At 49.5% G+C, this 20674-nt stretch carries 21 protein-coding genes and 1 riboswitch (1 of these 22 only partly in view); of the genes, 4 read left to right on the forward strand and 17 right to left on the reverse strand.

What is annotated here, in order from left to right:
- The 6 genes from BBD42_RS30415 to queC all read right to left on the reverse strand — a co-directional run.
- Positions 1 to 34: the start of a hypothetical protein gene (locus BBD42_RS30415; protein ID WP_099521208.1), read on the reverse strand. It extends 779 nt beyond the left edge of the window; the window shows 34 of its 813 coding nt (coding positions 1-34); its start codon is at positions 32 to 34; its stop codon lies beyond the left edge, outside the window.
- Between the two features lie 153 nt (positions 35 to 187).
- Positions 188 to 1039 carry a hypothetical protein gene (locus BBD42_RS30420; protein WP_099521209.1) on the reverse strand — a complete coding sequence of 284 codons (852 nt, stop codon included), beginning with the start codon at positions 1037 to 1039 and terminating at the stop codon, positions 188 to 190.
- Positions 1040 to 1552: 513 nt separating this feature from the next.
- Positions 1553 to 2050: a preQ(1) synthase gene (gene queF, locus BBD42_RS30425; RefSeq protein WP_099521210.1), complete on the reverse strand. Its 498-nt coding sequence runs from the start codon at positions 2048 to 2050 to the stop codon at positions 1553 to 1555.
- A gap of 194 nt (positions 2051 to 2244) precedes the next feature.
- Positions 2245 to 2982, reverse strand: coding sequence for a 7-carboxy-7-deazaguanine synthase QueE (gene queE / locus BBD42_RS30430; RefSeq protein ID WP_056040076.1), 738 nt, complete (start codon positions 2980 to 2982; stop codon positions 2245 to 2247).
- Positions 2975 to 3460 (reverse strand): 6-pyruvoyl trahydropterin synthase family protein, encoded by a 486-nt coding sequence (locus BBD42_RS30435; RefSeq protein WP_099521211.1) that lies wholly within the window; start codon positions 3458 to 3460, stop codon positions 2975 to 2977. The genes queE and BBD42_RS30435 overlap by 8 nt, the downstream gene beginning before the upstream one ends.
- Positions 3457 to 4170 (reverse strand): 7-cyano-7-deazaguanine synthase QueC, encoded by a 714-nt coding sequence (queC, locus tag BBD42_RS30440; RefSeq protein ID WP_099521887.1) that lies wholly within the window; start codon positions 4168 to 4170, stop codon positions 3457 to 3459. The genes BBD42_RS30435 and queC overlap by 4 nt, the downstream gene beginning before the upstream one ends.
- Before the next feature lie 223 nt (positions 4171 to 4393).
- Positions 4394 to 4437, reverse strand: a riboswitch (PreQ1 riboswitch).
- A gap of 203 nt (positions 4438 to 4640) precedes the next feature.
- Between queC and BBD42_RS30445 the strand changes: the two genes are divergently transcribed.
- A complete protein-coding gene (locus tag BBD42_RS30445; RefSeq protein ID WP_099521212.1) occupies positions 4641 to 5435 on the forward strand; it encodes an AIM24 family protein in 795 nt (264 codons plus the stop codon).
- Positions 5436 to 5515: 80 nt separating this feature from the next.
- Here BBD42_RS30445 and BBD42_RS30450 read toward each other — a convergent pair whose 3' ends face one another.
- The 7 genes from BBD42_RS30450 to BBD42_RS30480 all read right to left on the reverse strand — a co-directional run bounded on the left by BBD42_RS30450 (position 5516) and on the right by BBD42_RS30480 (position 12100).
- The gene (locus BBD42_RS30450) at positions 5516 to 5923 is read right to left on the reverse strand and encodes a VOC family protein (RefSeq protein WP_099521213.1); all 408 of its coding nucleotides are present in this window, start codon (positions 5921 to 5923) and stop codon (positions 5516 to 5518) included.
- Positions 5924 to 5945: 22 nt separating this feature from the next.
- Positions 5946 to 6671: a nucleoside phosphorylase gene (locus BBD42_RS30455; RefSeq protein ID WP_099521214.1), complete on the reverse strand. Its 726-nt coding sequence runs from the start codon at positions 6669 to 6671 to the stop codon at positions 5946 to 5948.
- Between the two features lies 1 nt (position 6672).
- Positions 6673 to 7344, reverse strand: a complete 672-nt coding sequence (locus BBD42_RS30460) for a sulfite oxidase-like oxidoreductase (protein WP_099521215.1) — start codon at positions 7342 to 7344, stop codon at positions 6673 to 6675.
- 44 nt (positions 7345 to 7388) lie between these two features.
- Entirely contained in the window at positions 7389 to 8312 is a 924-nt protein-coding gene (locus BBD42_RS30465) for an ABC transporter permease (RefSeq protein WP_099521216.1), read from the reverse strand.
- A 1-nt stretch (position 8313) separates the two neighbouring features.
- Positions 8314 to 9333, reverse strand: a complete 1020-nt coding sequence (locus BBD42_RS30470) for an ABC transporter permease (protein WP_099521888.1) — start codon at positions 9331 to 9333, stop codon at positions 8314 to 8316.
- A gap of 37 nt (positions 9334 to 9370) precedes the next feature.
- On the reverse strand, positions 9371 to 10858 hold the full coding sequence (locus tag BBD42_RS30475) for an ABC transporter ATP-binding protein (protein WP_099521217.1): 1488 nt from the start codon (positions 10856 to 10858) through the stop codon (positions 9371 to 9373).
- 171 nt (positions 10859 to 11029) lie between these two features.
- Positions 11030 to 12100, reverse strand: a complete 1071-nt coding sequence (locus BBD42_RS30480) for a BMP family lipoprotein (protein ID WP_099521218.1) — start codon at positions 12098 to 12100, stop codon at positions 11030 to 11032.
- 238 nt (positions 12101 to 12338) lie between these two features.
- Between BBD42_RS30480 and BBD42_RS30485 the strand changes: the two genes are divergently transcribed.
- Positions 12339 to 13721: a hypothetical protein gene (locus tag BBD42_RS30485; RefSeq protein ID WP_099521219.1), complete on the forward strand. Its 1383-nt coding sequence runs from the start codon at positions 12339 to 12341 to the stop codon at positions 13719 to 13721.
- Between the two features lie 136 nt (positions 13722 to 13857).
- Here the strand turns inward: BBD42_RS30485 and BBD42_RS30490 are convergent, their stop codons facing one another.
- On the reverse strand, positions 13858 to 14328 hold the full coding sequence (locus BBD42_RS30490) for a MarR family winged helix-turn-helix transcriptional regulator (protein WP_099521220.1): 471 nt from the start codon (positions 14326 to 14328) through the stop codon (positions 13858 to 13860).
- 226 nt (positions 14329 to 14554) lie between these two features.
- Between BBD42_RS30490 and ilvD the strand changes: the two genes are divergently transcribed.
- The gene (gene ilvD, locus BBD42_RS30495; protein WP_056040057.1) at positions 14555 to 16240 is read left to right on the forward strand and encodes a dihydroxy-acid dehydratase; all 1686 of its coding nucleotides are present in this window, start codon (positions 14555 to 14557) and stop codon (positions 16238 to 16240) included.
- A 167-nt stretch (positions 16241 to 16407) separates the two neighbouring features.
- Here ilvD and BBD42_RS30500 read toward each other — a convergent pair whose 3' ends face one another.
- The 3 genes from BBD42_RS30500 to BBD42_RS30510 all read right to left on the reverse strand — a co-directional run bounded on the left by BBD42_RS30500 (position 16408) and on the right by BBD42_RS30510 (position 19362).
- Positions 16408 to 17268, reverse strand: a complete 861-nt coding sequence (locus BBD42_RS30500; RefSeq protein WP_172455677.1) for an anti-sigma factor — start codon at positions 17266 to 17268, stop codon at positions 16408 to 16410.
- Positions 17265 to 17843 (reverse strand): RNA polymerase sigma factor, encoded by a 579-nt coding sequence (locus BBD42_RS30505; protein ID WP_099521222.1) that lies wholly within the window; start codon positions 17841 to 17843, stop codon positions 17265 to 17267. The genes BBD42_RS30500 and BBD42_RS30505 overlap by 4 nt, the downstream gene beginning before the upstream one ends.
- Before the next feature lie 121 nt (positions 17844 to 17964).
- Entirely contained in the window at positions 17965 to 19362 is a 1398-nt protein-coding gene (locus BBD42_RS30510) for a polysaccharide deacetylase family protein (RefSeq protein WP_099521889.1), read from the reverse strand.
- A gap of 166 nt (positions 19363 to 19528) precedes the next feature.
- On the opposite strand from BBD42_RS30510, the gene ytvI reads away from it, so the two are divergent.
- Positions 19529 to 20674 carry a sporulation integral membrane protein YtvI gene (ytvI, locus tag BBD42_RS30515; protein ID WP_099521223.1) on the forward strand — a complete coding sequence of 382 codons (1146 nt, stop codon included), beginning with the start codon at positions 19529 to 19531 and terminating at the stop codon, positions 20672 to 20674.

Here is a 20674-nt window from a genome sequence, read left to right on the forward strand (position 1 = left end):
TGGCCCCGCTGAAATCACAACCATATATTTTCATCCATAAGCCCCTCCACCGTTACTCTCATTCTATTATAATACTTTATTAGCGTCTCCTTGCAATTTCAAAAAAATAGAGCTCGCACCATAAAAAAGATGGCTCCAGTAATAAAAACGGAACCACCTTTTAATTAATCCTGCTATTAATTGCCACTCAGTCCTCCGGCTCTGTTGTGTCGTAGCTCACAAAATACTTCGGCATTCCTCCTCCATTCCTTGCAGCATCTACAATATTTATCTCGAACCCATTTGCCCCATAGAGAATAGGTACTTCAATAGTGAACTCGCCATTTGCAGTAAAAGTTGCTTCATATATCTGATGATCAAGCCATGAATAAGCCGATACGCTTATACCTGAATAATCGCCCAGTATGTCAACGAGCAAGTCGCTAATAACACGCCCGCGAATCATACCAATTTGACCAGAAACAATAATTTCCGGACTATACAATTCGTGCACGGGCTCGCTCATATCTATAATGCATTCCGCCAGCTGATCAATTAAATAATCGTCCGGCCCCAAGCCTACCCGCGGGACGATTACATAATAGCCTTGATCCAACTGAAAGTAGGACGAGCTCGCTGTTACCATGCCATACCAATCGCTAAGTTTGTAGCTGCCCGGAGACATGCCGTTCACTTCCTCCAATATCTTCCCTTTCCACGTCAAGCCGTTCCCCACTACAGCATAGGCATCAAGCGAAAAATAGGAAAGCGGCTCGTTAATCGTATAACTAATGTCGGTATAGTCCATTTCATGATTAAAATCTGGAGAAAAAATATAAGGAGCAACCGCAACATCCGTTACTTGAGCTGGTTGCAATGAAAGCTTTTGATCTCCAATAGAAGATAATGGTACAAAGCCAGACGGCAATGTGATTGGCGCGTTTGTTGTGCCAGCCTCTACTGCCATCGCCCCTGTTGGAAATGAAAACAACAGCATAAAAGCCAGGGTGCAAAATAATATCTTTCTCCGAACAGCTAAGCGTTCAAAAAACAGCTGCATGAAACCCCTCCCGATTTCTATCTCAAATGAATACAAGCTTGAGGCCTTTTGTGCTCCTTCCCTATGTATTTATAAGTGAACGAAACCCAAATTATGTATATCATTGCGCAAGTGGCTTATTCCAAATGTTTAAAGCATTCGATTGAGTGCATTCAATGAGCATCTGAAAAAAAATGGGCCCTGCGTTACCAGTTGGTAACACAGGGCCCGCTCTTCGCTGCATGCACCGGTTAAAAAGGCAGGAGCACAATGCCTACTTTATTAGCTCTACTTTTTGGATGCATGCTTAGAAGCTTTCGCTTTCGAAATGCAGCTGTGGCCACGGCTTCCGCGACTACTACGACTTCCACGGCTGCGGCAGCTTTTGTGGCAGGAATCTTGATTCGCATCTACGTCGGAATACTTGTATTCGTACAAATGTTTTTCACATGGAACGCAATCATGGTCTACTATAATATACGAGAATGGGTCAGGCCTAGCTTGTGTTAAGGCCCTGCGACACAACTATCCCTACTAGCGGTTATCTATTTTTTCCGGGTATAAGTCATGGTTCATCAGGCGGTTTTCCGCCATTTGCTCGTATTTTGTGCCCGGCTTTCCATAATTGCAATAAGGGTCGATAGAAATGCCTCCGCGCGGCGTGAACTTGCCCCAGACCTCAATATAGCGGGGGTCCATCAGCTTGATCAGATCGTTCATAATAATGTTCACACAGTCCTCGTGGAAATCTCCGTGATTGCGGAAGCTGAATAAGTACAGCTTGAGCGACTTGCTTTCTACCATTAACACATCGGGAACATAGGAAATATATATCGTGGCAAAATCCGGCTGACCCGTCATTGGGCAAAGGCTCGTAAACTCCGGGCAGTTAAACTTCACAAAATAATCCCGGTACGGATGCTTGTTGTCAAAGGACTCCAAAATGTCAGGGGAATATTCGAACGTATAATTCGTTCCCTGATTGCCAAGCAGGCTAATCCCCTGCAGCTCTTCTTCTTTTCTTCCACTCATCGTTGTTCGCTCCTTCTCTTATCCTTCATTGCAAACCTTCTATTTCTAAACCCATCAATCTATGCACAGTGAACAAGCGTAACGTCTGTCGCTAACCTCTGGCGGCCAAGCTACCGTTTCGCGTAGAAATATAGAAAAGGGATGGAAAGAACCTATCCTTTCCTAATATTTAAATAAAGCGTTACTCCGCTTGGCTAAACGCCGCGTTTGTTGCCCCACACCCAGGCGTGCAGCTGCGGCAGCACCCTCACCTGATTCATGTCGCTGCGCACCATCACGCGCTCAATCAGCCATTCATACCGTTCCACGAGCTTGTCGCGCAGCTTGCCATTGTCGCCTTCGGCAAGATCATCATTGCCCGCTTGGACGAAAAAAAGCACTCCCGGATACCGCGCGTGGACACTTGCGGCATACGCCAAATCAGCGTCGTCAAATACGACGACCTTCAGGCTAAAGCTGCGTGCCGCCTCCGACAGCCGGCTTACGATCTGGTCCAGCATGTCCCAGTTGGTGACCATGCCGGAGCTGGGCGGCTTGGGCGACAACGTCAGCTCGTCAATGTCGAGCAGCCAGTCCTGCCACTTGCTGCCCTGCGTTTCCAGCGCAACCTGGATGCCTGCGGCATGCAGCCCCTGCACGAGCTCGCCCGCATGGCGAAGCAGCGCCGGATTGCCGCCGGACAGCGTCACATGCGAGAACGCTTCTCCGCCGACGGCGTGCAGCTCAGACATCACTTCCGCTGCGGTGAGCATGCGGATCTCATCCTTGCCTGTGCCGTCCCAAGTAAAGGCAGAATCGCACCATGCGCAGCTGTAGTCACAGCCGGCTGTGCGGACAAACATCGTTTTTTGCCCGATGACCATGCCTTCCCCTTGCACAGTCGGCCCGAAAATTTCCATAACCGGGATACGCGCTTCGGCCTGCTTAAGCATCGGGAGCAGCAGCCTTAGCTTGAATTTGTGCAGCCGCTAGCGGCTGCTCCGTCTTTTTGGGGCGGTAAATGACGTAGCTCGTTGGGGTTTCTCGCAAAAACACTTGAACACAGCGCGGCTTGTTCGCCAGCTGATCCAAATGACTTTGCGTAATTTCATAGATGGTGCGCGCAACGACTTCCGTTGTCGGAAAATGCTCCGCGCTCCGCGCATGGAAATGCTCGTTGTCATCATTTAAATACGTATGGTCAAAGCGGTCATGAATAAGCCGCTTAATGAGAGCAAAATTAACAAGAAAACCGGAAGCATCCAGCTCATCGCCAGCGATCGTCACATTGGCGAAATACGTATGCCCATGAATTTGGGCGCATTTGCCCGCATCGGCGCTCGGAATGCTGTGCGCGGCGGCAAAATGCATATCTTTGTTCAGCTCATAGCTGTAGGGATGTGTTGCGGAAGGGTAAATTTGCTGAATCACTCGGCCATCTCCTCCTTGCGAGAAGACAAATATTGCCGGAGGCCCTGCGATCTGAGCTTGCATGCCGGGCATTCGCCGCAGCCATCTGCAATGATGCCATTATAGCAGGTTAGCGTCTTGTTTCTGACGAAATCAAAGGCGCCCAGCTCATCGGCAAGCTGCCACGTTTGCGCTTTATTCAGCCACATTAGAGGGGTCTCAATGACGAACGGGTAGTCCATCGCGAGATTAAGCGTCACATTCGTTGATTTAATAAAGATGTCGCGGCAATCGGGATAGCCGCTGAAATCCGTCTCACATACGCCGGTTACGACCGTATGTGCGCCAATCTGCTTGGCAAGTATCGCTGCGAACGATAGAAACAGCAAATTACGGCCATCTACGAATGTCGTCGGCAGGCCGCCTTCTGTTTGTTCAATGGCAATATCGTCCCTCGTCAGCGCATTTGGCGCCAACTGATTAAGCAGTGACATATCCAGCACATGATGCTTGACGCCTAGCTCCTCTGCAATTTGTGCAGCAGAGTCCAGCTCCAGCTTGTGGCGCTGCCCATAATTGAACGTCACAGCCTCCACAACGTCATAACGCTTGAGAGCCCAAAATAAACAGGTCGTGCTGTCCTGCCCTCCGCTAAATACGACGACGGCTTTTTTCGCCGCTTGTCCGCCTGGTGCTGTTTGATTTTGCTTCACTTCTTGTGCGGCTTGCATTTCTTGTGTTGCTGTCATCTTTCATTCTCCTCTCTTCAATGCCGGCTAGAGCCGGGGCATGCAGAGAGATCCTTCGAACCTTTTGCCCATAAAACAAGGTGAAACGGCCAAAAGCCATCCTCTGGCGGTAAAGCTGCCGTTTCGCGATGAAATATAAGAGTGTATAAAGGTGAAACTTATACCTTCTTATATTTTAAAAAACGGAATTCATCTTGCCATTCCATTTTCCTTAGTTTTTTATAGAGGGAGTTCGCGAACCTCTCCTGTCGTGATGCGCCGTATGCGGCGTTCACTCCAGACTTTATATTTTCATACCTCTCGTACTATAGCACAGCTGCGGGCCGCTGAACAAGGGAAGACATTGGGCCCATACAAGGATAATCGAGCTTTTTGTCGAATATCATGAGGGACTGGAAATGCTTCACCTTCATCATCCTATAAAATGCATGCAGCAGGAGGAAGATACGTCAATGGCTTTTAAATTAAATAATGTGAAAGAAAACAAAAATGTCTTCATTCAAGATCAAATGGGCGGATTCAGCATTTTGGAATACAAAGAAGATCTCAGCTCCACGAATGCGCTGGAAGCACAAGCGAACTATTTTATGAATCAAAGCAATATGCGCAAAAAACAGCTGATGATTGAGCTGAGCAACAATGAAATTATGATGAGCGCAGGTGCCATGCAGTATATGATTGGCAGCATTGAAATGAATTCCGGCATTAAAGGCGTTGGCGGATTGATGCGCAATTTAGTCGCTGGCGCTGTAACCGGCACGTCCGCCGTTAAACCGGTATACAAAGGGACAGGCACGATTATGCTGGAGCCGACTTATCGCTATTTGTGGCTTATTGACGTGGATAATGACCATATTGTCATCGAAGACGGCCTATTTTTAGCTTGCCACTCGACACTCGAATTAAGCGTAAGCGCACGCAAAACCCTTTCCTCGGCTGCGCTTGGCGGCGAAGGGCTGTTTAATTTAAGCGTCAGAGGAAAAGGCGTGCTCGCTGTGGAAGCGCCCATCCCTTCAGAAGAAGCGGTAGTCGTCGAGCTGCAAAATGATGTGCTTAAAGTAGACGGCAACTTTGCTTTAATGTGGTCAAGCTCCCTTGACTTCACTGTAGAAAAATCCGGGAAATCGCTTTTGGGCTCCGCCGCTTCTGGCGAAGGTCTCGTTAACGTGTACAGAGGAACGGGCCTCGTATGGCTAGCGCCGCTTACCGACTATAAACCGCTGTCTCAAGCAGGAGCACGACGTTAATCCGATATACACACAAAAAAGACCGCGTTCCCTCATAAGGGAGCGCGGTCTTTCGTATGAACGCCTATTAAGAATGCCTATTAGCGGGCAGGCAAGTTCAATTGCCACGATACGCCATATTTATCCTCCAGCCAGCCGAACAACGTGCTGACCGGCGATGGCGACAATGGCATTAATACTTTGCCATCCTCCGCCAGCTTTGCGAAAACCTCGTTGATTTCCGCCTCGCTGTCGCAATTTACGAATAAGGAAAGCGCGGGAGTAAAGGCATGGGGATGCGAATCGCTGAGCTGATTGTCAATGCACATCACCTGCTGGCCTTTTATTGAGAAAATAGCGTGCAGCACCTTAGGCTTAGCGCCAGGCTCGCTTTGCGGATAATACTTTGCGCTTACAATGCCAGCATCCTCGAACGCGGAAACATATAGCTTCATCGCCTCGTCAGCTTGTCCCGAAAACATCAAAAAGGCAAATACCTTCTGTTCCATTTCTCCTTCACTCCCTCTTCATTTATGCGCTTGCCAGTTTCACAGCTGCGTTCAATGCAGCAGCGATTTCCCGTTCGATTGCTTCCGCTACAACGTTCGTATGCGGATCATATTCTTGGGCCAAATCTGCATCGGCATAGCCGTCCAAAGCTAGAATCGCCCCGGCGCGTGCGCCGCGCAGCGTGGCAATAATGTAGAGTGCGGCAATTTCCATCTCGACCGCAAGCGCGCCAGCCTGCTTATACTGCTTATGCGGAATGTCCACCACGCCTGTAAAGAAAGCATCCAGCGTGACGGTAATCCCTTTTTTCACGATGCCGCCTTCCGCCACAGCTGCCGCATAAAGGGCGCTGCTAACTTCATGATCGGCAACCGCTGGGAACCCATCCGGCACCAGCTGCCGCGTCAAGCCGTCTGCGCGAACCGCAGCCGTGCTGACAACTAGGCTGCCGGCCGGATAATCGGCCGAATAAGAGCCCGCTGTACCGACGCGGATCAGCGTCGTAACGCCGCCCTTGATCAGCTCCTCAAAGCATATCGCCGCTCCCGGCGAGCCTACACCATGGCTGACTACCGCAAGGCGCATTCCTTTGTAGGTTCCGACGAAGCTGCGGTATTCGCGGCTGAATGCCAGCTCGCGCTTTTCTTCCAAATGCCCTGCAATCGTCTCCGCGCGTTTCGGATCGCCGCAAACGATAGCAATAGCGGGCAAATCTTCAGTATTCACTTGTAAAATCGGCAGCAGCAAGCTAATCCCACTCCTTTTTATGCCATTCATCTTCAGGCAAGTCTATATCTTCTCCCGAGAAACGCTGCTCCTCGAACGGATCAGCGTAATTGTGGAAGCCGTTGCGCTCCCAGAAGCCTGGGCGGTCTTCCGTCATAAATTCAAAGCCGCGAATCCATTTCGCGCTTTTCCAGAAATACAAATGCGGCACCAAGAGGCGCAGCGGCCAGCCATGCTTCGGTGTCAGCTGCTCGCCATCATAGCTATGGGCGAGCAGCACATCCTCCCGCAATAAATCTTCAAGCGGCAAGTTCGTTTCATAATCCTGATCGGCATAAATCATCACATATTTGGCCTCCGGCTTCACGTGAAGCAGCGGCAGCAAATCCTTGAATTTGACGCCTATCCACTGCGTATCCAGCTTCGACCAGCGAGTCACGCAATGAATATCGTTTACTTGCGTCGTTTGCGGCATCGCCATCAGCTGCTCATAGGAAAACACCGTTTCCTGCTCTACGGCACCGCTAATTGTCAGCGTCCATTCTGCCATATTATACTCAGGCACTTCATTCTCATGCAAAATGGGAAAACGGTCCGTCAGCGCTTGTCCAGGCGGAACCCGGTGGGCGATTTCCGCGGCCACTTCAATATGCCGAACCGGCGCTTTTTTCAAACGTTCAGCTTTACTGATCATGCTCACTTTAACCTCCTTCAATTATGCGGCTTGCAGCAAGGAACCTAGCGCGAGCTTTCGTTTGCCTTGCGCGCCTCCGCCAAATAGCTTTTATCCTTGAAGAAAAACATTGCTATTATCGTTACCACATATGGCAGCATCATCGTAAAATGGACCGGCAGCGCATAGCCCTGCAGCCGGGTGCTGAGCGCATCCATAAAACCAAACAACAAGCTCGCTCCCGCAACGCCAAGCGGATTAGACTGGCCAAGCATCGTCGCAACTAACGCGATAAAGCCGCGGCCAGCCGTCATGCCTTCGGTAAACATCGTAACTTGACCAAGCGACAGCTGCGCTCCGGCAAGCCCGCATAAAACGCCGCACATCAGCACCGCTCCATATTGGATATGCGTAACCTTGATGCCGAGGCTTCTTGCGGCAACCGGATTTTGTCCCGCGGCAAGCAAGCGGAAGCCGGATACGGTTTTAAATAAATAATACTGCAAACAAGCGACGAGAACGATCGATAAATAGACGAGCGGCGAATGGCCGGATACGACATCCCCGACCCAAGGAATATCCTTGATCAGCGGAATATCCCACTTGGGCAGGCCGACCATGCTTTTATCGTAATAAGCGCCTTTGACATCAAAGATCGCCCGCAAGGAAAACGTCGTCAGCCCCAGCGCGAGAAAGTTAAGCGAAATCCCGACGACAATGACGTTTGCCTTCAAATGAATGGCCATATAGGCAAGCAATAAGGAGAACACGAGCACGCAGACGATAGCGAACAATACTGCAAGCCACACGCTGCCCGTCAAATGGTTGCCGACAATCGCCGAGAAGGCGCCAATAAGAATGAGCCCTTCCAAACCGACGTTAAACAGGCCGACCCGCGCGCATAACGCACCGCCGAGCGCTGCAAGCAAAATCGGCGTAATCATGCGGAGTGTCGAAGCGAACAGGGAAACATCAAACAGCTGATCCACCTTAAGCCCCCGCCTTCTTCTTTTTCTTAAAGAATGAATAAGTAAACTTTGCGGAAATAAACAAAATGAGTACGGCCTGAATAATACTTGATACTTCCAGCGGCACATCGGTATTGCGCTCGACGCCCATGCCGCCAGTTTGCAGCGCAGCCAGCAATATAGCAGCGAGCGCCGTGCCTAGCGGATTCGATCCGGCTAGCAGCGTCGCCATAATGCCTGACCAGGCGTACCCGGGAGAGGTAAGTGCGCCATCCAAATAACGGTATTGCGTGCCCAGCACCTCTCCGGCTCCAGCAAGACCAGCAAAACCGCCGCTGACGAACATGCTGTACAGCATCAGCCTTCCGCGATTAACGCCGCCATAGCTTGCGAATAACGGATTTCCGCCCATCATGCGAATTTCATAGCCTTTAACCATATAACGCATAAACCAGGCTAGCGCTATAGCCCCAATGAGCGCAAACAAAAACCCTGCATGCAGGCTCATCCCTTGAAACAGCTTTGGCAGCCACACGCTCTTATCCACCATAACCGTCTGCGCCATTGCTGCGGAGCCGGATCTGTCCATCAATGGGTAGGAAACGACATAGCCGGCAAATAACGACGCTATATAATTGAGCAATAAGGTCGTAATCAATAAGTTCATGCGAAACCGGGCATCCAGCCATCCGGCAAAAGCAGACCATAGCCCGCCGGCAATGACGCCGGCCAGCAGCGCTGCGACAAGCTTAAGCCAAGCTGGCCCCGGCAAATAAATCGCGGTCACTGCGGCGCTTAGCGCGCCGAGTACCATTTGTCCCTCGGAGCCCATATTGAAAAAGCCAGCGCGGAAGGCGAGCGCCACTCCAAGCCCTATCAACATAATAGGCGTAGCGCGGCTTAATGTATTGGTGAAAAAATAAAAACTGCCGAAAGCGCCCTTCCACATCTCGGCATATGTCTCGGTTATAGAACCGCCAACAATCGCAATGGCGATGGCGCCCGCTCCGAGACCGACAATGATGGCGAGAAGCGGCTGCATTAACGCCCCCAGTATTCCTTTAAGCTTGTCCACCCGTTTATCCTCCCGCCATTAACAGACTAATTTCTTCTTCCGTAGCCGTTAAGCCCGGCAGCTCGCCGACGATTCGGCCTTCATTCATAACGAGCACGCGGTCGGACAGCTTTAGTATTTCCGTCAGCTCAGATGACACGAGCAAAATCGCTCCGCCATTAGCCCGCCGCTTCAACAGCTCGCCATGAATAATTTCCATCGCGCCGATATCGACGCCACGGGTAGGCTCCGCCGCAATTAGAAATGGCGTTTCCTGGGCAAGCTCGCGAGCCACAATCAGCTTCTGCAAATTGCCTCCCGATAAATACTGCGCCTTCGTATGAATGGAGCCTGTCTTGATGCCAAAACGCTCGACCCAGCCGCTTACGAGCTGGCGAATCGCCGCGCCGCGCAATACGCCTCCACGCTGATAGCGGCTGGCGTGGCCCATAAGGCCATTTTCCAGCACCGTCGCATCCTTAGCCACGCCCCATTGATAGCGGTCCTCTGGTATATGAGCAAGCCCTTGCTCACGAATACTGCGTACAGACTCGCCCGTAACATCTTTGCCCCGCAGCAGAGTTTGGCCAGAATCGACAGGGGCAAGTCCCGAAATCGCCTGCAGCAGCTCCGATTGCCCATTGCCAGAAATACCGGCGATGCCCACAATTTCTCCGGCGTGAACACTGAGGCTCACTTGATCAAGCTTCGGCTTCCCATGCTCGCCTTTTATCGTTAGCTGCACCGCTTCCAGCACCTTCTCGCCACTAGCCGGGGCTTCCTTCTGCAAATCCAGCAGCTCGCGGCCAACCATCATCCGCGACAGCTCTTCAATGCTCGTATCCGCTGCATTGACCGTACCGCTAAGCTTGCCGTCGCGCAGCACCGTAATGCGGTCAGCTGCATCCATAATTTCCTGCAGCTTATGGCTGATCAGAATGAAGCTTTTGCCTTGTGCAGCCAGCCGCTTAATCGCAACCAGCAGTTCCTTGACTTCAAGAGGAGTCAGCACTGCCGTCGGCTCATCCAAAATAATGATTTCTGCTCCCTGATGCAGCACCTTCAATATTTCTACACGCTGCTGCAAGCCTAGCGAGCAATCCTCTACCTTTTTCCACGGATCAACCGGCATGCCATAAGAAGCGCCCAATTGCTCTGTTATCAGTGCTGCTTGCTTGCGGTCAAAGCGTGCTGTCTTGGCAGGCTCGCGGCCAATGACGATATTTTCAGAAATAGTGAACGTCGGAAAGAGCATAAAATGCTGATGCACCATTCCAATTTTACTGCTAATGGCATCCGATGGACTATGAAACGCCACCTGCTTGCCATCTACAACGATGCTGCCAGAAGTCGGCGTCTCCATGCCGTACAAAATGCGCATCAATGTCGTTTTTCCAGCGCCATTTTCTCCGACTAGCGCATGAATTTCCCCTTTACGCAGCGAAAAATCCACTTCGCTATTGGCTTTTAGCGCTCCGTAGGATTTTGTAATCTTATTCATTTGCAGCAGCATGCGGGCAGCTCTCCTCTCACAATAAACCAAGGTGAAACGGCCGCGCGCCGTCCTTTGACGGTGCGCGGCGTTTCAGTCCGAGAAATATAGAGAAAGTATGGCGAAATCATATACTTTCCTATATTTCAAAAACAAGCAAACCGGCTGCCCGCTGGCAGCCGGTGCATCTTCTTATTTCGCCGCTGGAAGCTCCACGACGATTTTGCCTGATATAATATCATCGGCAATGGCTTTCACTTTTGTTACCGTATCTTCGCCAACAAAAGGGCTAAGTGCCGATTTGCTGTCTTGTGTAACGAATGTAAGGCCTACACCTTTCTCCTTCAAGCCATAGTCAGTTGCTGTAAAGTCGAATTGGTCATTTGCGAATGCTTTAACCGTTTCGTAGGCTACTGCATCTGTGCCTTTCAATTGGGAAAGGACGATATGCTCAGGATCAAGCTCCGTACGGTCGATATCTTGACCGGAAGCGTACAGGCCTTTTTCCTTCGCTGCTTCAAATACGCCAAGATCGCCAACCGCCGACATGCCCGCTACGAAATCCGCACCTTGCGAATACTGCAGCAGCGCAAGCTCTTTGCCTTTTGCCGAGTCATTGAAGTTACCTACATAGTTAATCAAAAACTTTGCATCTGGATTTGTGCTTTTAAGTCCTTGTTCAAAACCATATGTGTATTTCTTAAGCAGCGGCGTGTCCATTGCTACTACTGCACCAACTACATTCGTTTTAGTGGAGAGGCCAGCAGCTGCGCCTAGCAGGTAAGCAGCTTCCTGCTCACGGAACACGACGCTGCGTACGTTCGGCTGATCCACGACTGTATCGATAATCGCAAACGGCTTGTCCGGATTTTCTGGAGCTACTTTATTAAGGGCGTCTTCCGCTTGGAAAGTTGCTGTGATGATCAGATCGTAATTGTCTGCTACCGCTGCGCGCAGGTTTTGCTCGAATGCTGCAGGGTCTGTCGACTCAATTGTTTTTACTTCTACATTAAACTCTTCACCGGCTCTTTTGAAGCCTTCATCCATCGATGCGAAAAACGGGTTAACGCCGATTTGCTCAGGAAGCACGAGCGCTACGCGCTTTTGCTTTGCATTTTCAGGAGAAGCTGTTGCTGTTCCAGCATTTGTAGCCGTGCCCGTATTTGTGCCGGTGCTGCTGTTGTTTGTTCCATTCGAGCCGCAAGCCGCTAGTAATACGACAACCATCAATAATGAAAATGTTAACGCCAGTGTCTTCTTCATCTGTGTACGTTTCTCTCCCTTAAAATAACGAGTATTTTTCTCTTTATCCTAGTAAGCTTATCGGATTTTGTCAATAGCGAATTTTCGACAAAACTCTTGTTTATTCTACATGATTTTCATGAACGTTAGTTATAAAAATACGATGTTGACACAAAATTGTAACAATGCTAGTATAATCGTACTATTCCGAGTCATTTAATATGATATGGAAAAGATTATCCAATACCGGAGGGAATTTATGAGCACAAAATATCCTGCACTAACCAGATCCTTATTGTCCGCTTCTCTGGCCCTATCTATTGCTTTATCATCGGCTGTTCCTATTTATGCAGCTGCCGCTACAACAACAGCAACAAGCACAGCAACAACTGCTGCTTCATCAGAAGCCAAGCTGTTCCTTAAAGAAAAGTTCGGCATAACGTTCACCACCAGCACGATTACAAAAGGACAGTTCATTAAAGCGGTAGCTGATGCGCTTAAGCTGGAGCAGCCGGAAGAGCTTCCTGCCTTCACCGATTTGGCTGAGACCAGCCCTTATTATGCTGCAGCAGCTGCCCTACATAAACAAGGCATTCTTACTTCAACAACCGTAAACGCTGAGCAAAAATTGACAGCAGCTTCCGCTTTGTATATCGCGGTTAAAGCAGCGGGATTGCAGGAGCTTGCCCATACATACCCGCAAGCGAAAATAACAGCTGGTCTGAAGAAGCTGAACATTCCGGCTTCCTCGCTAGGAACAGCAGCATCGCAGGAGCTTGCCGCAGCTGTTGATACGGGCTTGCTGCCAGCCTCCCAGTACAATGCAATCAAAGGCAAAGGGCTGACGCCGCAGCTTGCCGAAACGCTAATCGTGCAAATTCTTTCCTTTAAAGGGGAATACAAGCACTACATCGGCAGCATCAGCGATAGCACGATTTACGCCCAATTGAATGATGCTTTCAAAACTTCCAATATTATCCAGGCACCGGAGCTGCAAACGATTGTAGATACGGCGCTCAAAAATAATTTGGTAACGGGCTACAACTTGAAGGATGCGCGTTTTGATGCCAACTTCACGCCATCGCTATCCCTTACTTATGGACACAGCAACCTGTTGCATGTCATCCAGCTTATCGGACTGCTGCGCAGCGAAGGCATTGACGCCAAAGTTCAGCTTGAGCCAAAAACATCCGCCTACGTCTTCATGAAGGAATGGGGCGAGCCGCCAACAAAGGACACTGAAAACTATAAAGTGGTTCAAATCGAGAATGGCAATTATATTACGTATGCGAAGGAATTCGATATCGCCTTTGAATTCAACAATGCAGCGGATAAAGCCCGCTTCCAGCCTATTATTTTGCAATATGCGAAAAAAGACAAAGCCGATCAGCCGGGCCTGATTTATGGCTCATGGTTCCAGCCTCTTTACTATTCCTCAACCAAGCTTGATGAATACGAGGTCATTACGAACAATAAAATTACGGGAACCGGCTATTATTATGCCCAGTCCTTCTCGCTGAATGATCAGTCGAAAAATATCGTAGAGGGCTTCCATAAGCTCGATCCAGCGGTCAACATTAAATCCTATACGTTCTGGGTAGACAAGCCATTCCATAACTACTTGAATGGCGAAGGTCTATAAGCATAAGGCCAAACCATCTGGTGGTAAAAAGGGATAAGGGATTCCTTCGTGAAAACGAAGCGAATCCCTTTTTTTTGATGTGAACGCTGTTGAAAATCATCTGCAAGAAGGCGACAGCCCGGCCTTTCGGCGGGTTTTAAGCGTCGCTGCTGTCCTCGCGCTTGCGCTCCAAATTTTCACTCATTCTCGTGAACATGCTCACCGTAATGTCCATATCCTCCAGCGAAAACCCTTCATACAGCCTGAGCATGAGATCTTCGCGGACGCGCATAATGCCATCAACCAATTGCCGCCCTTCATCCGTTATGGTGAGCAGCACAATGCGGCGGTCCTCTTCACTGCGCTCACGGTCAATATATCCAAAATTAATTAAACGATCGGCGATACCCGTGACCGCACCGCTCGTAATTTGCAGCAATTCCGCCATAACTGATGCTTTCTGCGGCCCATGCTCGGACAAAAGCAATACCATCTTTGCATCCGTCATGCCCAGCCCTTTCACATTAAAACGATTCCACTCCGCATGGATTAGCCGTCTGAGCTGGCGAAAAGCCTCATCCATCTCGCGCATTTTTTTTATTCTTTTTTCCGAATTTTCCTGTTTCATCTAAATCCCTCACGATACTGGATTTCTTCACGGCCTAATGAAAATTTTTTTTCTAGCCATATGAAAACCACGATAATTATACTTTTCCTACTACTATAGCTTGTTTTTCCTTGATAGCCAAGCCAGAAGCCATTTATCGCATATAAGTCCATCAACCTTACTAGCCAATGCTTGTCCTCTGTGTTAAACTCAAAGGTATCGACTTTTCATACAGGAGGGAATTTTAATGGCACCTAAGAAGATGCGTTCAGACATGATAAAAAAAGGATTTGACCGTGCACCCCACCGCAGTTTGCTGCGTGCAGCGGGAGTAGCGGAGGAAGATTTCGACAAGCCCTTTATTGCTGTTTGTAATTCCTATATTGATATTGTACCTGGCCATGTTCATTTGCAGGAATTCGGCAAGCTGGTTAAACAAGCAATTCGCGATGCTGGCGGCGTTCCTTTTGAATTCAACACCATTGGCGTTGATGACGGTATCGCTATGGGACACATTGGCATGCGCTACTCGCTGGCGAGCCGCGAAATTATTGCCGACTCCGTAGAAACCGTTGTAAATGCGCACTGGTTCGACGGCATGGTCTGCATTCCAAACTGCGACAAAATTACACCGGGCATGATGATGGGCGCGCTTCGCGTCAACATCCCGACGCTGTTCGTCAGCGGCGGACCGATGAAAGCAGGTAAAACATCCGACGGCCGCTCGATCTCGCTCTCCAGCGTTTTTGAAGGCGTTGGCGCTTACCAAGCAGGCATCATCGATGATAAGGGCTTGCTGGAGCTTGAACAATTCGGCTGTCCGACTTGCGGCTCATGCTCAGGCATGTTCACCGCCAACTCGATGAACTGTCTTGCTGAAGGCCTTGGCCTCGCGCTTCCAGGCAACGGCACGATTCTTGCCGTAGCACCTGAGCGCAGGGAATTCGTTAAGCAATCGGCTACTCAACTGATGAAGCTGATTGAGCTTGGCATCAAGCCTCGCGACATCGTAACGAAAGATACGATCGATAATGCTTTTGCCCTTGATATGGCAATGGGCGGTTCCACAAATACCGTTCTTCATACGCTGGCACTTGCACATGAAGCGGGCATTGACTACCCAATCGAGCGCATCAATGAAATTGCAGAGCGCGTGCCGCATTTGGCTAAAATCGCTCCGGCTTCCGATTACCACATCGAAGATGTGCATCTTGCTGGCGGCGTTAGTGCTGTACTGAATGAAATGTTCAAAAAAGAAGGCACTCTGCATGGCGATTGCATCACTGTAACGGGCAAGACGCTGCGTGAAAACGTAGAGGGCTGTGAAATTCAAAATACCGACGTTATTCGGACCATTGATAATCCGCATAGCGAGCGTGGCGGACTTGCTGTACTGTTCGGCAACCTTGCTCCGGGCGGCGCAATCATCAAAGTCGGCGCGATCGACAAATCGGTTAACGGCTATCATAAAGGTCCTGCTATTTGCTTTGATTCCCAAGATGAAGCTCTTGCTGGCATCGCTAACGGCAAAGTTAAAGAAGGACATGTTGTCATCATTCGTTATGAAGGACCTAAAGGCGGCCCTGGCATGCCAGAAATGCTCGCTCCTACTTCGCAAATCGCTGGTATGGGCCTTGGCGCTAAAGTCGGTCTCGTAACCGATGGCCGCTTCTCCGGCGCATCCCGCGGCATCAGTATCGGCCACGTTTCACCGGAAGCGGCTGAAGGCGGGCCAATTGCTTTCGTACAAGACGGCGATATCGTTGAGCTGGATATGAACAACCGTGGCATGAACGTATTGATCAGCGACGAGGAGTTCGAGAAACGCCGTGCTGCATGGCCGGGCTTCGAACCAAAAATCAAACGCGGTTATCTCGCGCGTTATTCCCACCTCGTTACAAACGCCAGCCGTGGCGGCGTAATGAAAATGTAGTTTAAAGCTAGCAGCGCTTCGGCGCTGCTTTTCTTTTTGCCCCTATATAAAAGAAATAACGAAAAAGCACGCTTATCCGCATTAACTGCGAGCAAGCATGCTTTTTCTTGTATCGTCACGCCGATTTGCCGCTAAAAAAAGAGCTACTCTAGCTGGCCTGTCTGCAATTAGGAGCTAGACGTCTCGCTTTGGCTCAAAACTCCTGCAAGCACCATCGAGCCTCTAGGCTCCACCCCGTTCGCATCCGGCTCCTGCGTAATAGCAATTTGATCATATTCATCCGGATTAAAGGTAAAATAAAGCGCCCCTACCCCTTCATTCGGCAGAAACGTCCCCGCATTAACCGGCTTGCCATCCTTAAGCAGCCAAACCTGGAACGCTTCATTGCCTTGAAGCTTAGGCAACTGCTCGACCTGAACGATTAAATGCATCCCTTTGCTATCGACGCTAATCGTTGCCCGCCCCTCGGCTACAATGCCTGCTTCCGCCGGCTTAAGCGAAACGACACCGTTCACCTGTGAAGCAGCAGCTGGACTTTCCGCCGCCGCAATCTGCTGCTGCAGCTGCTCCAGTTGGCTCGATAAATCAGCCGCCTCATTTCTTAGGTGGTTAACCTGCTGCAATAAAAAGCCCGATAGAATAACAAACGAAGCCGCGACACCAGCCATAACACGAACAATCCAACGTTTTCGCAATTGAGCCTGTAATTCCGCTGTATGCTGCTGCGTTTGACCTAGCGACGCTTCATTCTCCGTGACTTCTGCCGTTGCCTGTGAAGGGATAGGGTCTGTCGCTGGCTCAGATTGCAGTACAGCAGCCAGAATACGCTGTCTCATACCGGCTGGGGGTTCTACCGAATCAACTGCAAGGGGCAGACGAGTGATAATAGGCTGCAACTCTTCCAACGTCCTCCTGCATTGCTCGCAATGCGACAAATGATGTTCAAATTGCTGAGCTGCTTCTGCATCGAGGCCTCCAATTGCATACATCTCCACGTCATCACAAAGTGAATCAATAGGTTTAATCATTGCCGCACTCCCTCCTTCCATGTATGTTCAAATCGTTTGCGCAGCTGGCGCAGCGCCAGCCTGACCCTGCTTTTAACGGTACCAAGCGGAATTTGATGCTTGTCCGCTACCTCTTGCTGCGTATAGCCCATATAATAGATCCACTCAACAACCTGTTTCTGGTCATCATTCAGCTGTCCAATGGCTTCTTTCATTTGCTCCCCTAGCATGCGATCCTCAACAACCTTCTCCGTTGTTAGTGGATCGACGGTTCGCTCCAAAATCATCTCTTCCTGAACCTGCTGTGGGCGTCTTCCTTGCTTTCTAATCCAATCGATTGCAAGATTGCGCGCGATTGCAAATATCCAGGTGCTGATCTTTCCGGATGCCTCCTCGGTTTCAACCCGTGAAGCCGCATTCCATATCCGCACAAACAGCTCTTGCACCACTTCCTCCGACGCCATAGCGTCCTTCAACATGCGATAAACGAATGAATAGACGGGACGTTCATAACGATCGTACAATTGCTCAAGCGCGGATGCATCTTGCCGTGCGATCTGTTGAATCAAATATTCATCAGATGTCGGTTCCCCCATGCTGGGATAGCCTCCTCTATAATTAAGTGGTCGTTACTATACCTACCAACGCAGTCCACCAAACGCACCTTTTTCTCTATTTGAAAACTCCGGCTGCCTGTAAACAGACGCCGGAGCCCAATTATATGACAGAGGTGCTGCCATCCACAGAAACAGATTCCACTGCTGCAGTTTGCGTCTTATGCAAGTTCGCCTCTTGCCCGGAGCTGACGCGCAGCAGTGCTGCTTGCATATTTTGATAAGCTTGCATTTTGCTCATTGGCATGAGCAGCAAACAAGGATCAAGCGCTTTTCTGCGCTGTTTGCTTTTCTTATTTCGTTGTTTCTTCGTCAACACGCGCATGAGCAGCCGCAAATAAATTCGGGTCGTGCGAGCAAATAAACCGTTAGGCAAAGGGAACACTTCAAAACCAAACCGATCAGCGCCCTGATGAATCATCGTAATGCCATATAATGCCTTCGCCTCGCCTGCCGCTGGATCACGCGCTAATTGGCTGGCAAGCATTGGCAATGCAGCTTCGACTTCTCGCAGCATCCGAATTCCAGCGGCAAGCGGCGTTGCCGCTTCTGCGGCAATGCCAGACAGCTTGCGGTTATCGAAATGCAGCTCCACAACGCGGTCTCCCTTGTTTAAACGCTGGCCATCTGCAAGCTCAATCGGTTGGCCGCTGTAAGCAATCGTTCGATAATGGAACGCCGGTGGTGAATCTTCCCCTACCTGCTTAAGTTGAAACAGGAGATGGAATACTCGCTCATATTGCAGCCACAGCGTTATAAGTGATTTTTTCCACCAAGACTGCTGGCGCTCCTTTGCCCGCTCTGTCAGCTTAATCATTTCTTCAATGGCAACAAAACGATAACCTTGCTTGCGGCCTTCCTGCAAATAAGCTTCAAGAGCGACCAGCATATTAGCAGGAGCCTCATGATGGGCACCGGGCGTTTGCCCGCAATCATGGAGCAGCAGCACTTCGCCAGGGCGGAGCTTCTTGAGCATTTTTCGCTTAAGCCGCTCCGCGCCCAGCCTCTTGTTCCAATCGCCGAACATCGATGACCATAATACAATTTGCAAATGTCCAATCCCAGCAAAATCAAACACATTGATAATGCCCCAAGGAGGCCGATAATAATTGGAACGGCTCCCCGTTGCCTCTCGTATTATTTCGCATGTACGCTCGATCTGACGCTTGACGGACCTTGGCCGCATAAACCAATTTGTTCGATGAACATAATTGTGGATGCCAAGCGTATGACCCTCCTCATGTATTTTGCGTAACAGCTCCGGGTGCGCTTCGCCATGTGCGCCAACGATGAAAAAAGTCGCTTTCGCATCATAGCGAGCCAGCAACTCAAGCAGCTTTGGCGTATAGACAGCATCCGGGCCATCGTCAAAGGTAAGGGCAATTTCCTTCTTTACCAGGCCTTTCTTAAAAACCCGAAATCCGAAAGTACGACTGATAAAAGCAGGGAGGAAAGCGTAGAACGAGAAAAAATAAAGAGTCCAGACAACCAAGTTCTCCATATATGTTTCCCCACCGTTATTAAAATTTTTGCTGCATGGAATCGGCGATAATCCAACAACGATAACTTTAATTGTATCATAAGGCATCAAAAAATAGGCAGCAAAATTAAAATTATAGTACAATCAAAGCGAGATATACGAAATTGGAAAAGAGAGGTTTTCAGTTATGCTACCGTTTTATAAAAAATATTGGCGAACCGCATTCGACATTGCACTAATCGCACTAACGGTTTATTTAATTATGCTTACCTTTAGTCATTTTTATCGATTGGCTACACCTATCATTTTCTCCTTTGTTATTTTTATGTGCATTGAGCCGCTGGCACGCAGGCTGAACAAGATCGGCATTAAGAAATCCATCGCTTCAGGCATATCGATTTTATTGTTTTCCATTCTTATTGTATCCGCCTTCTCGGGGCTCGGTTACATTATTTCGAAGCAGGGCTCCGAGTTTCTGGACAAGCTGCCCGAATATCAGGCCATTCTCAAGGAGCAGCTGGATCTTGGCACTTCAAAGGTGCAAAATAAAATTCAGGCCCTCCCGCCTGAGCTCGTCACGCAAATTACGGAATACATCCAGGGTGCTGCCGAATATGTGCCGAATTTGGTCAAAGTTTTATTTGCCGGAACCGTCGGCTACGTCTCCTCGTTCTCCAGCTTTATGTTCAACTTTCTGGTCGGTATTATATTAGCTTATTTCCTTAGTATTGAAATTAATGACTGGAAAAAAACAGCGGCGGATAAAACGCCAAAAACGTTTAAAAAAGCCTTTTTCTTTTTGCGTGAAAATGTATTAAAGGGCATTACCGGCTATTTGAAGGCGCAAACCAAGATGATTACGATTACGTTTTTCGTCATCTTCATCTCCCTCCTGCTGCTCGGTGTCAAAAATGCCCTTGTAGTCGCCGTCATCTCCGCTATTTTTGATGTGCTGCCGCTGCTTGGCGTAGGTACAATCTTCATTCCTTGGGTTATTTATTTGTTTATCGTGGGGCATACCTCGCTTGCGGTATGGCTGTCCGTATTGTATCTCGTCGTCGTACTGGCGAGACAGCTGTTGGAGCCAAAAATTACGGGTGATACGCTCGGCGTATCTGCATTTACGATGCTGGCGTTTATGATTATTTCGCTCAAGCTGTTCGGCATTGCTGGTGTCATCTTATCGCCCGTGCTCATTATTTTGCTCAAAACCTTATATGACCAAGGCTTCTTCCATCGCTGGATCAGAGCGCCGCAAGGCGAATTCGACAACCAGGTGCCGCCTCCAGATGCTGGAGGCCCAGGCAGTTCGCCAGTTCCTCCAAGCGTTTAA

The sequence above is a fragment of the Paenibacillus sp. BIHB 4019 genome (assembly GCF_002741035.1).
GTDB lineage: Bacteria > Bacillota > Bacilli > Paenibacillales > Paenibacillaceae > Pristimantibacillus.